The following is a 17554-nucleotide window of genomic DNA, read 5'->3' as shown; positions in this document are numbered from 1 at the left end:
ATAATGTAATTGTATTTAAATAAGAATAATAGATTTAATCTTAAAATATATTTATATTCAAAATAAATTATGATAACAAATATATAAAGAAATATTTATTAATTCATTAAATAGTAAAATATATCAGAAGATAATAGATTAAGTTGCATTCTTACTAAGATGTAATTAATAATTCAGCAAATATTTATTATATCAAGTAAAAAGTACAAAAATTTTATGTTTGGTATTATATTTATTTAATCTATTAATAAGATATTATAATATAGTTTAATTCATTATTAACAAATAATTACTATATATAGATAAAATTAAAAATTTGTTATTTTAAATAATTATTATTTATTAAATAAAACATATAAATAAAAAAATCTTCAGTATTTTTAATAGAATAATTATTTATTAATTGTTATCTTACTATAAAATATTAATTAAATATGATATATATTTACTTACCATCAAATAATAATATATCTTTTTCTAACCAATAAATGTTAATAATAAATGATTATTTATAATAATTTTTATATAAAATTCTTATATAAAATTCTTGCAATATAATAATAACTATTATACATTATACATTATATTTATATAAATAAAATTTTTTAGTATCTCATAAGATAGTAACTTATAAGCATAAGTTTTATCATATATACGATGTTATTGATATAAGAATTAATTTTTATAAAAATAAAGCTAAATGATATATCTAAATATTTCAATTAATATTTTAGAAGCTATGGATATAAAATACTAATTTAAATTAGTATGATTTTAATTTATATAATAAATGAAGATATATTTAGAATATCACTATACTCGGCATGATCAATATTGATATAATATTTAATTATTTAATAATAAATTTTTTTATCTTTTAATTTTTATTAAAAATATGTTTATCTTCATGAATAGATATATTAATAGATATGCAAGATGTAAAAAAATATTTTTTATCATAACTAATGACAATAGTCTATGTATAACTCAATTAATTTGTGTTGATATTCATATATTAAACAGTATTTAATATACAATTATACTTATCAAGATATATTATATTTACTTATTTTTTAGTCAGATTGGCAAAGTATTAAATATATGATATATAAACAAATTAATAAATAACTTAATTTTTAATAATAGTATATATTTGAAATTTAATACGTACATAGAATTACTAAAAAATATTCTGTTTTTAAAAAAATAATTTATATATTATAAATATTATATTACAAGGTAATGTATGATCAATGTATATATGATATTTACTTAATAAAAAATAAGTTATTATTAGTAATAATAACTGTTTTAAGTATTCTAATGATACTGTATATACTAAAATAGTTCATACTATAATTAATGATTTTATTTACATAGCAAGTATAATAGCATTTTACTTAATAAAATATTATTTAATTTTATATTTCTAAACAATATACTTATTATATACATATCTATATTAATTTGAGAAAACATATATATTTAATATCAACAGAATAAAATAAATAATAATATTTTTAATTAAAATATTTTAATAATGCTACAATACATTAGCCGATTTATAATATAATAAACCATAGTATAATTATATGATATTCAGCATATATAATACATAAATAACATTTTATATGATAGCATAGGCATAAGATATTTAGTTCTTATTTATCATGGTAAACCGTAACAAATAGTGTGTAAATAATATTTATTATTATCAAGTAAAATAATAAAAGTAAATTTTTGTTCAACAGTAATAAATTTATTATTGTTACTACTTTAAAAACAGTAAAAAAAATAATACATTAATATATATTAAATATAAAAGGTACTTAAAAATAATCAAAAAATTATTGAATACTCTGAATATATCATTAAATAAACATCTAATACTATTATTCATTACTAATGATAGTACTAACAAGTAAAAACAAAAATATTTTTGTATTTAGAAAATAAATTTTTTTATTATTAAAGTGTTTTATTTTAAATCTTATACACAATATTCGTAATAATTTTCATCACTATGTTATTATTACTCATCATAAAAATATGTTAACATTTGTAATGTTACTTTACTTAAGATTATTAGAGTAGTTAAATAGAAGAGCTACTAAGTTTTTAAGCAAATAAAAGAGATAAAATCTTTAATAAAAGTGAGCAACTAAAATTCTAAAAATACTTAATATTTAATACCTTAGCAAAAGAAGTTATACAAGGTTGAAGTATTATAGTATAATTAGACAATAATATCCAAATATGGAAAAGACATTACCTCAAAACATGCGATTTAATATACCAACTTTGCTTACTTTATTTCGTATTATTCTAATTCCATTTTTTATTCTAATATTTTATCTACCATTTACTTGGACACCTTTAGTTTGTGCACTTATTTTTGTATTTGCTGCAATAACAGATTGGTTTGATGGCTTTTTAGCTCGTAAATGGAAACAAACAACTCGCTTTGGTGCTTTTCTCGATCCTGTTGCAGATAAAGTAATTATTTCTACAGCATTGGTACTAATTTCTGAATATTATCACGTATGGTGGATTACACTGCCAGCAGCAACTATGATTACCCGTGAAATTATTATTTCAGCACTACGTGAATGGATGGCAGAACTTGGTAAGCGTAATAATATAGCTGTTTCATGGATTGGTAAAATAAAAACTGTATCTCAAATGTTATCGCTAATAGCACTTTTATGGCGCCCTGATAGTTATGTTGTTTTAGCGGGCGTAGTTGCATTTTATGTCTCAACAATATTAACATTTTGGTCAATGTTTCAATATTTAAAAGCTGCACGTAATTATTTACTTGAATTATGATAATAATATGTCTTAATATAAACAAATAATTATGATATTATAAAAAATAATGTTGACGCATGTTGTAAGATAAGTAAAATCATACTATTAAATCATAATAAAATACAATAATTACAATTAATAAAATAAATAATATTACCTTTATTAAAAGTAAAAAGCGGGAATAGCTCAGTTGGTAGAGCACGACCTTGCCAAGGTCGGGGTCGCGAGTTCGAATCTCGTTTCCCGCTCCATATTAAATATTATATATAGATAAAATATATTGGCGCGTTAACAAAGCGGTTATGTAACGGATTGCAAATCCGTCTAGTCCGGTTCGATTCCGGAACGCGCCTTTATTTTGCCTGGATGGTGGAATTGGTAGACACAAGGGACTTAAAATCCCTTAGCTTTTATGCTGTGCGGGTTCAAGTCCCGCTCCGGGTACCATAATACTTAAAAATAAAAGAATACAAACATATACATTGATTTTTATAATTTACTAAGAGTTACAAGTTTACATATTAATTAATAACACAATCCTTTAAAGAAAAAAATTTAGTATTTGTATTTTACAATTAATATAGAACATTATTAAATAATCGATGTAACAAAAATAGAATTTTTTTATATAAATTAATATTAAGTAATTATTTCTTATAAAAAATTTATAATATAATCAATATTATATATAATAATGACTTTACTATTACTAAAAAAGTTATATTACATATAATATATTTATATGTGGCAAAATATTAATACTCTATTTAAAATAGAGTAAATATAATAATTTAATAATATAACTTATAATAAATTACAGCTATTAAGTAATAACATAAATATGTATGTTAGATAAAATATATATTAAATATGAACACAATAAACATTTAATAAATAAGTTGCCATCTGCGCAATATATTATTGTATATTAATTAATATAATTCTATTAACTGAGTATTTTGTTAAAAAATATAATGGTAGATTATTACTTATAAAATATCTTCTCTTATATAAGAAGCATAAAATTTTTTAATTTATAAAATTAGGTGTTTATTATTTTCTTGTATAAGAAAATAATAAAATATTTCTATAGTATCTAATCATTATATATATAAAATATTACTGAATTAATTCTTATAAGTACAATATATTATAAGTAATATTTTTTGAATATGCATATTAACGATACAATAAAATATTTTTTATTATTTTATAAATAATTGATTGTCTGCATTTAAAATATCTTATTTATTGATTATATTAAATATAATTACATTATACATGTATACAAAATATATAATATATGTATCATAAAAATATAAATTATAATTTATTATAAAATTCTTTTTAAAATAAGAATTACTTAATTTTTTAGTAAAATAGTTTATAAATTATTTTTTTAATTAATAAAAAACTTTTATATTTTATATATAATGATTACAATAATTTATTGTGCAAATAAATAAAATTAATTATTTAAGCACTATTTTATAAAAAATTATTAATTTATATTTAAATAAATATAAAGTATAATGTTTATTACTTAATATAATTTAAGTTTTTATACTTTAAATTTTACTATAATTGTATGAATAAATAAAATAATAATATAAATATTAAGAATGTTTTATTATTTATCATATTTATATTAGTTGTATTTATTTTACTTGATTAATTTTTAAAAGCATAAGAAAATTAGATATAAAGTCTAAACGTATCGTAAAATCTTTAAGATCAGCAATAAAATACAGCTTGTTTTTACTATCTACACTAAAGATATGTGATTTTTTCTGCAATAATTCAATAAAAAATATAGGATTAATATTATTTGTATTCCTAAATTCAATAAATCCTCCTTTTTCATGACATTCTATTCGGCTAACACCTAATTCTATAGCATCTAAACGAAATTTTGTAATTTGTAGTAAATTATGACCTAAACATGGTAATAAACCAAATCGATCAATAAGTTCTATTTTTAAATTTCGTAATTGATCATGATTTTTAGCACTAGCAATACGTTTATAAAATGATAAACGTATACTTACATCGGGAATATAATTGTTTGGTAGCAAAGCAGGTATATGCATCTCAATAATTGAGTGATTACTCATAATCTCTTCTAATGATGGCTCTTGTCCTTTTTTAAGAGAATCAATAGTACTTTCCAATAACTCCATATACAAAGAAAAACCAATAGAACTAATTTGACCACTTTGTCCGTCACCTAATAACTCTCCTGCACCACGAATTTCTAAGTCGTGAGTCGCTAACATAAATCCTGCACCTAATCTCTCCAAAGAAGTAATAGCTTCTATACGTTTCTGTGCATTGGTAGATATATCTTTTAATCTTGGAATAAATAAATAAGCATAAGCTTGATGAAATGAACGACCCACACGACCACGTAATTGATACAGTTGTGCTAAACCAAAATGATCAGCACGCTCAATAATAATGGTATTAGCGCTTGGAATATCAATACCAGTCTCAATAATAGTAGTACATATCAAAACATTAAAACGTTGATGATAAAAATCATTGATAACATGCTCTAGTTCACGTTCTCGCATTTGTCCATGAGCAATTTTTATAAATGCTTCAGGTACTAGATCAGATAATTTTTTAGCAACTTTATCTATACTTTCAACATCATTATATAAGTAATAAACTTGACCTCCACGAGTAATTTCACGCAAAATAGCTTCACGTACAATTAAAGGATTATATTTGCGAACAAAAGTTTTTACTGCAAGACGACGTGCTGGAGGAGTAGCAATAATAGATAAATCACGCATACCATTCATTGCCATGTTAAGTGTTCGTGGTATTGGTGTGGCGGTTAACGTTAAAATATCCACATCAGTACGCATAGCTTTAATTTGTTCTTTGTGACGTACACCAAAACGGTGTTCCTCATCAACTATCAAAAGAGCTAGATTATTCCATTGCATATTTTTGTGTAAAAGTTTATGTGTACCAATTAAAATATCTATTTTACCATTAACAGTATCTTGTAAAATTATTATTTGTTCTTTTGTACTACGAAAACGGGAAAGCATTTCAATACGTACTGGCCAATTAGCAAAACGATCACAAAAATTATCATAATGTTGTTGTGCTAATAAAGTAGTAGGAACCAATACTGCTACTTGTTTATTATTATTTACAGCAAGAAATGCAGCACGCATGGCTACCTCTGTTTTACCAAAACCAACATCACCACATATCAAACGGTCCATAGCTAAAGGTTGACACATATCTTTGAGTACAGCATTAATTGCTATATTTTGATCTGTTGTAATTTTGAAAGGAAAACTCTGGCAAAACATTTGATAATCTTCATGATTATATTTAAAAGCATATCCTATTTTAGTGGCACGAAGAGCATAAATATCTAATAATTCAGCAGCTATATCTCGTACTTTTTTAATAGCTTTTTGTCTTGTTTTATTCCAGACATTACCACCTAATTTATGTAACGGAGTATTTTCATTGATAATGCCTGTATAACGACTAAGTAGGTGAAGAGAGGATATAGGTACATAAAGTTTTGTATTATCTGCATATGTTAGAATTAAATATTCTCCTTGTATTCCATTTATTTCTAATATAATCATTCCATTATAACGACCAACTCCATGCTCTAAATGCACTAATAAGTGACCACTATTAAGCTCATTAAAATTACAAATAGTAGAATTAGTATGAATATTTTTCTTGCTATCTTGAGGATACTGAATAATATTATTACCAAGTAAATCTTGTTCGCATATCAACACTAGTTTAAGCTCTAGATTAATAAATCCATGCTCAGAAACGCCCTGCATAATATGTATTTTACCTATTTGAACATCTTCTAGATGCATTATTAGCAAGGGACTAATATTAATTAGTGATAATAATTCCAGTAAATTTTCACGACGTCCTTCACTTGCTACTATAAAAACAATAGTATCCTTGATAAGATTAATAAAATGTTTTAAATTATCCAAAGGATTTTTGTATTGCGATTTGATTTGCAGCTCAGGTAACGATTGATAATATAAATTACTATGATTATTTTTTTTATTTAGTAAATGATGTTTTAGATTAATACGTGGCCATGTCTTAAGTAAAAGACATAGCTCATCAACTTGTAACCATAATTTATCTGGTTTTAATAGTGGACGCATTGGATCAACACATTTATCGTCATAATATTGATTAATTTCTGACCAGAAACGCTTTGCTGCAATCTCAATATTTCCGATATTTATTAACAATGCATTACATGGAAAATAGCTAAATAGTGATGATAGAGCCTCACTAAAAAATAAAGGTTGCCAATATTCAATACCTGTTGGTAACACTCCTTTACTTACCTGCTGATAAATATGTTTTGGATCATGACATACTTTAAAATGTTTAATCCATTGATTATGAAATAATTGAATTGCATGTTTATCAATTGGAAATTCATGTGCAGGCAATAAATGAATAGATTTAATTTCATGTAAAGTTTTTTGGGAATTAACATCTAATATACGTAAAATATTGATTGTATCATTAAACACATCAATACGATATGGATCTTCGCTACCCATTGGATATAAATCTATTAATGTCCCTCTTATCGCAAATTCACCATGCTCAATTACTTGATTTACTCTACGATAACCTGCTTGTTTAATTTTTTTTATTAATTCCTGTAGAGATATTAACTGACCTTGTTGCATAATTAATGAATGGCTATTTATAAAATCACATGGACATACACGTTGCATTAAATTGTTAATAGAAATAATAAAGACGCCATATTTCATTTGTGGCAGATGATATAACTTAAAAAGACGCTCTGAAATAATATTTTTATGAGGTGAAAAACTATCGTATGGCAAGGTCTCCCAATCAGATAGAGTTATTACGTCACGTGATGTAAAATATTTTATTTCATTGTGCATCTTCAATGCTGAATGTATATTGGAAGTAATCAATATTACAGGACCAGAATGTTTATCAGCAATATGTGCACATTCTAAAGCATAAGCTGCACCAGTTAATTGTCCTAAAGAAACTATATCTCCAGATTTTGATGGCAATTTATAACGCTGAGGAAATGTGAATTTGTCTTGTTTAAGCATAAATTATTAATTAGTTTATATTTTAATTCTTTACTTATATAAGGCACTATAATTGTATATATTATTATTTTAATAAAAAATTAGTTAACTTATTGATAATAAAATGATATAATAATTAAGATAATTTATCTATATAGATATTATATAATAAAAATTAATATTCATAATATTCTACTAATACCATATAATGGTATTATATCTATTTTATTAATTTTAATAAATAAAAAACATAAAATAAATAATTATTTAATTGTCTCAAGCATTATTAAAATATAATAAACATTGATTAAATTTAATTATAAAATAACTGCTAAATAAAAATATTTTTTAAATTTTGTTAAATAATGCAACTACCATAAAAAATTTATCTTTTATATAAAATAATAGATATAATTATATCTATAATATAATTTGATGTTAATTAAAGCAATAATTATTAATTAAATAGTTGTTATTTTATAATTTTGTACATGATTTTATACATCATATTATATTAATTAATAACTAATTATTATAATACTTCTCAAGAATATTTTGACTGTATTATTAATATATTTAATATATCTAACAATAACTCTTAAAAATTAAAATTTTTAGTTATTAAAAATATATATACTATTTATTAGAATTTTTATTCTAAGTGATATAAACTATTTATTATTACTTTTAATATTGTATCTGTCTATAAAAACATAAAACATTTTTAATGTTAATTATTGATTATAAAATTCAAATTTATAATAAAAATAATAATAAAAAATATTTTATAAATAGTATTTTACTATGTTGATTAATTTTCATTAACTCAGTTAAAATTATAATTTAGTAAAATCTAAATTTTAAATTTATTATGCGTTTAATCAAATATTATTTACTATATTACATACTTATTTATAATGAATAAAAATTATTTATTATTAAAATAATCTACAATATTACAAGTAGAGTTAACAATAAATAATATTATTATATTATTTATTGTGTATATGATTTTAGCATAAAAAGTATATTAAATATATTAGTTTTATATATCATAAATCTTTTATATAAAATTATCTGTTTGATAAAAAAAGATCATGAAGTTAGATGTATTATATTTTTATATATATCTATTTTTTAATAAAAGTATTGTTAATTTATTAATTAATAATGTGTGTATGTTAATAAAATATATACAATAGTATTGTTATAATAAGATATAAAAATATAATATAATTTAAAAAACTATGAAATAGATAATATAAAATATCTAATACTTTAGATCAATAATTAAAGATAATCTAATATGATTAGAATAATAACAAGAAAGTATATTTAATATTAAATAATATACTATCAAATAATTTAAATTTTATATATTTTTATATAACTAAAATAATAATTTGTTATAGTAAGTACTAATGTATTAAAAATCATGATATACTTTTAATAGTATATTATTTATTATATATTTAGTTTTTGCTTATTATTAATTAATTATATATAAAATATTTTGTTGTAAACTGTAATAAAATATTATATTATAATATAAATTGTATTTTATTAGTCATTTAAAATATTCCTCTGTAGTTCAGTTGGTAGAACGGCGGACTGTTAATCCGTATGTCACTGGTTCGAGCCCAGTCAGAGGAGCCAAATAGTAAAAGTATCATTATTAATAATTACAAATCTTATTCAAAAACAATGATATTTTTCTTTATATAAAGAAATTTAAGTAAGTCTTATGCACGATAATAGTTAAGCATACTATATTTATATATAATATAGTTTTCTACAAAATAGTTATTTTTTAATTAATCTTATGTTAAGTCCATATAAAATAATTAATTGTTATACTATGATAGTATATATCATCACATTATATAAAATAATATGTTATAATTATTTTTGTTATTACAAATTAGTAATTATTTAATAATAATTTATTTCAATCCTAGAATAAGAGAATATTAAATTAATAATTTATATTTATAAATCAAGTATATTTACATATTTATACTATAAATAATCTAATATGTATTAAATATAAGTATATTTATTTTAAACAAAATTTGTAGCAAGTATTTAGCATAGTAATATAATATATATAATATTATATTACTATAGACGTTAATGTATTTTAAATAATTTATATATAAATACTATTTATAATATTTTTATTAAGTATAAAAAATCTTATTAAATTTTATCTATCAATATAAAAGAAAAATTATATATAATTTTTGATATAAAGTAAATTATTTAGATTCTCTTTCTCCTAATGTTTTTAATTTTTTAGATAATTCTCGACGTTCTCTTGAGAGATCTGCATTCTGAATAATGTAATCATCGGCACGATCTTCATAATTACTACACATATCATCAATGATTGCCTGAATAGCGTCAATATTCATACTCGGTTTAATATACTCACGAATATTATGTAGCAATAATATACGTGTTTGATTATCACGAATTTTTTTTTCATTATCTAAGATTTCACGTTGTAGTTTATTTTTACGACGAAATATACGTACACAATCTATAACATTTTGAAAAGTAAGCTTATTTATATGTTCCATTTTCATGCCTTTTATTTTAGTAAAAAATAAATTCAGTTATACTTATTAAGTAGAAAACTTTTTTAATGGAATTACATCATATTTATACTTAAAAAATTATTTTTATACAATATGTTGGATAAAATAAAAAATTAAATTTTTTATTAAAATTACTATTAAATTAATAATAAAAATATAAATAAACTTTTACTTTATAATTAAAAGTTTATTTATTTATATATACTCTATACAAATATACATAAAACTATTATAATAAATAACATTATCAATTATATACTATGTTTTAATCCTCAATGCTATTAAATACTAAAGTAACATATTGCAAATCTTAATTATTAATTATATTGATGTTTAATATAGAACACTAAAAGTTATATTTTAATAAAACAAATATATTTTAAAGTTATTAAATACGAGTTTTTTATGACTTATATAGTAGCATTAACAGGAGGCATTGGAAGTGGTAAAAGTACTGTTTCAGAAGCTTTTAGAAGATTAGGAGTACCTATAATCGATGCAGATATTATTGCTAGACAAATAGTTAGCATTGGTAGTCCAGTAATCAAACAAATTGCAGATAAATTTGGCTCTAATATTTTATTAAAAGATGGAGGACTTAATCGAACTGCACTAAGAAAAATTATTTTTAATAAACCGTATAAAAGAATATGGTTAAATAATTTACTACATCCTTTAATTTATAAAGAAACTCAACGCCAAATAATAGAAATTGATGCTCCTTATATTTTATGGGTTATTCCTTTATTAATTGAAAAACAACTATTCTCGCACGCACAACGTGTATTAGTTGTTGATATTGATCCAAAGTTACAGATTAAAAGAATTATTATGAGAGATAATATTTCTCGTAAACAAGTTAAAAAGATTTTATCAGTACAAACTACGCGTATTCAGCGCTTATTATATGCTGATGATATCATTAATAATAACGGATATTATGAAAGTATAACATCATATGTTCTCATACTCCATAGTTATTATTTAAATCTAACGGTACAATATTCATAGAATAAAGATTATTTTATAACTTTATAATTTATTAAAAATAATTATTTATTTATAAATAAAATGTATTTAATTTAAAATTATAGTAATATTTAATATATTAAATCTTTAAAAAAGATATTATCATTAATATGAATGTAAAATTTATATAAAATTAGATTGTATTCATTAATATAAGTTAAATTAATAAAATAACTTAAATTATTTAATAGACTATTATATAAATATATTGTGCACTATTTACTAATAAAATATTTATTAGTGATATTATTACAAGATTTATAACTAAAATAATTATGTGTTAATAATAAAATGATTGTAGTATTAATATATTAAATATTAATACTTAATAACTAATTAATTAAAAACATTATAAATAATTATCAATTTAATTTTATATTAGATATATATAAATAATGTATTAACAATAATTGTCTATCTAATATGATAAGTTCCTATATTATCAAGTAATAATAAAAGTATTGTATCTAACAAATAATAAAATAATAAATATACTTATTATAATGTAATATATATCAAGAAAATATTTTTTCTTCCTATAGTAATCATATACATTGTATAATGTATTTTATTAAATTTTTTAATAAAGTTATAAATACAATATATAAACTTATACTAAATAGATAATTAATTATTTTTAATAATTAATATTATTAATAATACTTATTATAATAAGTATAAATTATAACTTATTAATATAACATGCTTGATATACTTTGTATTACAAAATACGTTTATTGTAATTAATATAATTATTATTTAAGCATTTTAAACAATGTTATTTTAATTAAAATAACTAACTAACATAAAGTATATTATACAATAATAATATTATTTTGTTAATATATTATTTATGTAATATATAATCCTACTATATAATAATTAACTATCTATTTTATGTAACTGTTGCTATTATTACATTTATTTTATAACATGATATATATTAAAAATACAATTCAAGTTAATATAGATATTGTCTTGACTTATTAAAGTACTATGATTATTAATTATATTTTATAGTGTTTATATAGTCGTATATAATAATTATTAATATAATAATATATGCTAATATACAAAATATTATTTATTGAATTATTCAATATTATTTTTTTAAAAAAATTTTCAAATAATATAATATATAATAAATTTTACTATTATAAAATAACTAAGAAAAATAAAACAATAAAACTTTCATGTATTACGTTATACGTATAATAAACAAATTTTTAGCAATGAGCATTATCTATAATAATTGCTAATTTTTAAATAATGCGTATTTAATATATTTTGATAATATCTAGATAATTAATCAATTTATTATTATCATGTTATTATTAAAAATTTTATTTATATAAATTATAAATTAAAAAACTTAAATTTTGAGCATTAGATTATTATTAAATAATAATAAAAATATAGAAATTTATAATTATATTTTATACCTCTAAATCATTATATTTTTAGATAAACTCAACACAGAATGTTTATTATATTAATTATAAATATACTAAGATATTTTATAAAAAATTAAATTAATTATCTATTAACTATGATAATAAATATTACAGAATAATAAATTATTATTTTAATAATCTGCCATGACATTGTTTATATTTTTTATTAGATCCACATGGACAAGATTCATTACGCCTAATCTTTGATTCATTAATATTTAATGGTAAGGAATTAGTTCTTAATTGTTTACTGTTATTAGTAATACCATTAAAATATTGTGTACTCAATAAATCATTTTTTTTTGCATTGCATTGCTGATTTATATTTGTAATTTCTTCTGGAGAGCTAACCTGTATTTTACTTAATATGCTAATGACTTCATATTTTAATGATTCAAGCATAGATGTAAACATTAAAAAAGATTCACGTTTATACTCTTGCTTTGGATCTTTTTGCGCATAGCCACGAAGATGTATACCCTGACGTAAGTAATCCATAGCTGCTAAATGTTCTTTCCAAAATAAATCTAAAGTTTGTAACATAATGCCTTTTTCAAGATTTCTTATTACTTCTATACCTAAAAATTTTTCTTTACATTGGTAATCCTTAACAGCCTGTTGTATAATACGAGAACTTAAGATATCTTTATTAAAATCATTTTTTTTATTTAACCATTCTTTAATAGGTATTATTAAATTAAAATCATTTTTTAGTCGTTCTTGCAGGCCTTTAATGTTCCACATATCTTCTAGTAATTGTGAAGGAATATAATTAGCAATAATAGTTTTAAATACATCCTGACGAATACTAATAATAGTTTCACTAATATCATTAATATTTAATAATTCGTTACGCTGAGCATAAATAGCACGACGTTGATCATTTGCTACATTATCATATTCTAATAATTGTTTACGAATGTCAAAGTAACGATTTTCTACTTTACGTTGTGCATTAGCAATTGCTTTAGTTACCCAAGGATGTTCAATAGCTTCATCAGGATTTATGCCGAATTTTCTCATCATATTAATGACACGTTCAGATGTAAAAATACGCATCAAAGAATCTTCCATAGACAAATAAAAACGAGAAGAACCGGGATCACCTTGACGACCGGCACGTCCACGTAATTGATTATCAATACGACGTGACTCATGACGCTCTGTACCAATAATATGCAAACCACCTGCAGCAAGAACTGCATTATGACGAATTTTCCATGCGTTTTTAATCTTTTTAATTATTATATCTGTTGGTTTAGTTAAGTTAATGACTTCAGTATGCCAGCTACCTCCTAATACGATATCAGTACCACGACCAGCCATATTTGTTGCAATAGTTACTGCACTAGGTAATCCTGCATTTGCAATAATATATGCTTCTTTAGCATGGAATTTAGCGTTTAGAACATTGTGCTTAATGTTTTCTTTAGTTAAAGCTTGAGAAAGAAGTTCAGATTTTTCAATAGATATTGTCCCAACTAAAACTGGTTGTCCTCTTTCGGTATATTGACGAATATCTTTAATAATAGCTTTAATTTTTTCTATTTCTGTCATGTATACTAAATCTGGCATATCTTTACGAATCATTGGACGATTAGTTGGGACTACAATAGTATCTAGTGCATAAATAGAGCTGAATTCAAACGCTTCAGTATCTGCAGTACCAGTCATACCAGCTAATTTTTCATATAAACGAAAATAATTTTGGAAAGTAATAGAAGCTAGAGTTTGATTTTCATTTTTAATTTTTACACATTCTTTAGCTTCTATTGCTTGATGCAAACCATCGGACCAACGACGGCCATGCATCGTACGTCCTGTATGCTCATCAACAATTATAACTTCACCGTTTTTAATAATATAGTCAACATCTTTAGTAAAAAGAACATGTGCACGTAGTCCAGCTGTAACATGATGCATTAACATAATATTAGCTGGAGAATACAATGATTCACCTGCCATGATAATACCATCTTCTACTAACATTTTTTCTATCAAAATTAAACCACGTTCTGTCAAGTAAACCTGACGGCTTTTTTCGTCTACAGAAAAATGACCTTTTCCTTGAAAATTTTCAGAATCTTCTTGTTTTTGACGGATCATTTTTGGGATGAGCTTATTAATACGAATATACATATCTGAACTATCTTCAGCAGGCCCAGAAATAATCAAGGGTGTACGAGCTTCGTCTATTAATATTGAATCTACTTCATCTACAAGAGCATAGTACAAATTACGCTGTACTTTTTCTTCTGGACTAAATGCCATATTGTCACGTAAATAATCAAAACCATATTCATTATTAGTACCATAAGTTATATCAGCAGCATAAGCAGCACGTTTTTCTAGTGTAGTCATACCAGGTAAATTTATAACTACAGAAAGATTAAGAAATTCAAATAATGGTCGATTATTGTTAGCGTCACGCTGTGCTAAATAATCATTTACGGTAACAACATGCACTCCTTTTCCACTCAATGCATTGAGATAAGCTGGTAAAGTTGCAGTTAGTGTTTTTCCTTCTCCAGTACGCATTTCTGCAATACAACGATTATTTAAGACCATACCGCCAAGCAACTGTACATCAAAATGACGCATACCAAAAACACGCTTACTTGCTTCACGTATTGTTGCAAATGCTTCTGGTAATAAACTTTCTAACGTTGTTCCTGTAGCTATACGATCACGAAATTCGTTAGTTTTTGCTCTTAACCTGCTATCAGAAAGTTTTTCCATATCAGGTTCCATTCGATTAATCAAGGTTACAATTTTGCGCATTTTGTTTAGCTTACGCTCATTGCGACTACTAAAAAATTTGGTTAATAATTTTATTACCATAAAGTCTAATATCTCTGAAAAAGTAATTATTCGATACAATCTAAATGTACAATAATTGATGATATGATATTTATGAAATATTATTAGAATTAAATAATTATAATTAGCACTAATATTATATATCTAATTTACTTACATTGCTAGAATATACCTAGCAAGAATATTTTATAGAAAAAAATCAATAAAAACCCAAATCAAGAGCATATTATCATATGCGATATATATTAAGGTGTATCTCTGAATATTACTAATTATTATTTAATGCGTAGCTAATTAATATAAATATCATTACATATAATATTATGCAGTAAATAAAATTATATCATAGTTTTTATAGAGTATTAATATACATTAATAAGATATTAAATATATAAGAATAACGTATGTATTTTTATTATTAATTTCTATAAAAAATTAACTAATAGCACTCTGTACTATAATAATTATTTTAAAATAATATAAATAGTATTTAACCTTTATATATAGACATATATTATATCATGATACCTTATTAATCTATAGTAAGATTTATTAGACATAAACATTGATAAATATCTTAAATATTAAAATAATTTTATGTAATTTATTAGATAAATACAGAACTGTATCTTAAAGAGAAAAAAATAAATAGTAATAAAATATTATGCATATAATATCATAACTAGATAGCACTAACTCATTAATATATAATAAGTAACAACAGTAGTTTTCAAGTTAACACTCTAGGTGCGCTAAATATAATTGGCATATTCTTATTCTCTGCAAAAGTTATATATTCCCAAGTATTTTGCTGTGATAATACTGTTTGTAATAGTTTATGATTTAATGCATGACCAGATTTGTATGCAGTAAAAGCACCAATAATATTATATCCACACATAAATAAATCACCAATAGCATCTAATATTTTATGACGAACAAATTCATCTTTAAAACGTAAACCATCTTGATTCAGTACATGATAATCATCAACTATGATTGCGCAATCCAAGCTACCACCTAAACATAAACCACGAGACTGTAAATACTCTATATCACGCATAAAACCAAAAGTACGCGCACGACTAATTTGACGTATAAATGATTCAGCAGAAAAATGCATCTTATAGTGCTGTGAGCTAGAATCAATAGCTGGATGATTAAAATTAATAGTAAAATCTAATTTAAAACCATTATAAGGGGATAATTCAGCCCATTTATCACCATCGTTAACACGAACAGTTTGTTTTAGACGCAGAAATTTTTTTGCACAATTTAATTCTTTAATGCCCGCCTCTAATAAAAGATATACAAAAGGACTAGCACTACCATCCATAATAGGAATTTCTGAGGAGTCAACTTCAATAATTAAATTATCTATACCTAAACCAGCCAATGCAGCATTTAAATGTTCTACTGTAGAAATACGCACATTATGCTCATTAACCAAGCAAGTACATAGTATAGTATCACGTACATATTTTGCGTTAGTTAAAAAATCCACTGGTAAAGAATGTAAATCAGTACGACGATAGATCACTCCAGTATTAGCTGCAGCTGGACGCATAGTCAGGATGACTTTTTTACCATTATGCAGGCCAACACCAGTTGCCTGAATAATACGTTTTAATGTCCTTTGTTTGATCATAGTTTTATCTCAGAAAGTAGATCCATCATCCAACAATGACCTATAGCATAATGCTTGTATGCTATAGGTATAAAGACAGTCTAGCAAAAG

6 protein-coding genes and 4 tRNA genes are annotated in these 17554 nt (G+C 22.6%); 6 read left to right on the top strand and 4 right to left on the bottom strand.

Features of this window, described 5'->3' with window-relative positions; translation table 11 throughout:
- Positions 1-2280 precede the first annotated feature (2280 nt).
- The 4 genes from pgsA to GII40_RS00925 all read left to right on the top strand — a co-directional run bounded on the left by pgsA (position 2281) and on the right by GII40_RS00925 (position 3258).
- The gene (pgsA, locus tag GII40_RS00940; protein WP_226813621.1) at positions 2281-2829 is read left to right on the top strand and encodes a CDP-diacylglycerol--glycerol-3-phosphate 3-phosphatidyltransferase; all 549 of its coding nucleotides are present in this window, start codon (positions 2281-2283) and stop codon (positions 2827-2829) included.
- Positions 2830-2986: 157 nt separating this feature from the next.
- Positions 2987-3062, top strand: a tRNA-Gly gene (locus GII40_RS00935).
- Between the two features lie 31 nt (positions 3063-3093).
- A tRNA-Cys gene (locus GII40_RS00930) sits at positions 3094-3164 on the top strand.
- Positions 3165-3171: 7 nt separating this feature from the next.
- Positions 3172-3258 (top strand) — tRNA-Leu (locus GII40_RS00925).
- Between the two features lie 1211 nt (positions 3259-4469).
- Here the strand turns inward: GII40_RS00925 and mfd are convergent.
- Positions 4470-7934: a transcription-repair coupling factor gene (gene mfd, locus GII40_RS00920; RefSeq protein WP_226813524.1), complete on the bottom strand. Its 3465-nt coding sequence runs from the start codon at positions 7932-7934 to the stop codon at positions 4470-4472.
- Positions 7935-9493: 1559 nt separating this feature from the next.
- On the opposite strand from mfd, the gene GII40_RS00915 reads away from it, so the two are divergent.
- Positions 9494-9569 (top strand) — tRNA-Asn (locus GII40_RS00915).
- Between the two features lie 602 nt (positions 9570-10171).
- Here the strand turns inward: GII40_RS00915 and GII40_RS00910 are convergent.
- Positions 10172-10495, bottom strand: coding sequence for a DUF496 family protein (locus GII40_RS00910; RefSeq protein ID WP_226813523.1), 324 nt, complete (start codon positions 10493-10495; stop codon positions 10172-10174).
- A 423-nt stretch (positions 10496-10918) separates the two neighbouring features.
- Here GII40_RS00910 and coaE point away from each other — a divergent pair, with 423 nt between their 5' ends.
- Positions 10919-11524, top strand: a complete 606-nt coding sequence (gene coaE, locus GII40_RS00905; protein WP_226813522.1) for a dephospho-CoA kinase — start codon at positions 10919-10921, stop codon at positions 11522-11524.
- A gap of 1598 nt (positions 11525-13122) precedes the next feature.
- Here coaE and secA read toward each other — a convergent pair.
- On the bottom strand, positions 13123-15837 hold the full coding sequence (gene secA, locus GII40_RS00900) for a preprotein translocase subunit SecA (protein ID WP_226813521.1): 2715 nt from the start codon (positions 15835-15837) through the stop codon (positions 13123-13125).
- A 709-nt stretch (positions 15838-16546) separates the two neighbouring features.
- On the bottom strand, positions 16547-17464 hold the full coding sequence (gene lpxC, locus GII40_RS00895) for a UDP-3-O-acyl-N-acetylglucosamine deacetylase (RefSeq protein WP_226813520.1): 918 nt from the start codon (positions 17462-17464) through the stop codon (positions 16547-16549).
- Between the last annotated feature and the right edge of the window lie 90 nt (positions 17465-17554).

Origin of the sequence: Candidatus Profftia lariciata (assembly GCF_020541265.1) — a bacterium.
GTDB lineage: Bacteria > Pseudomonadota > Gammaproteobacteria > Enterobacterales > Enterobacteriaceae > Profftia > Profftia lariciata.
This window is presented reverse-complemented; position numbering and strand designations above follow the sequence as displayed.

What these genes read in the sequence shown, in the direction of transcription:
- coaE (WP_226813522.1), top strand. Translation starts at nt 10,919, where the DNA reads ATGACTTATATAGTAGCATTAACAGGAGGCATTGGAAGTGGTAAAAGT.
- mfd (WP_226813524.1), bottom strand. Translation starts at nt 7,934, where the DNA reads ATGCTTAAACAAGACAAATTCACATTTCCTCAGCGTTATAAATTGCCA.
- secA (WP_226813521.1), bottom strand. Translation starts at nt 15,837, where the DNA reads ATGGTAATAAAATTATTAACCAAATTTTTTAGTAGTCGCAATGAGCGT.
- lpxC (WP_226813520.1), bottom strand. Translation starts at nt 17,464, where the DNA reads ATGATCAAACAAAGGACATTAAAACGTATTATTCAGGCAACTGGTGTT.
- pgsA (WP_226813621.1), top strand. Translation starts at nt 2,281, where the DNA reads ATGCGATTTAATATACCAACTTTGCTTACTTTATTTCGTATTATTCTA.
- GII40_RS00910 (WP_226813523.1), bottom strand. Translation starts at nt 10,495, where the DNA reads ATGGAACATATAAATAAGCTTACTTTTCAAAATGTTATAGATTGTGTA.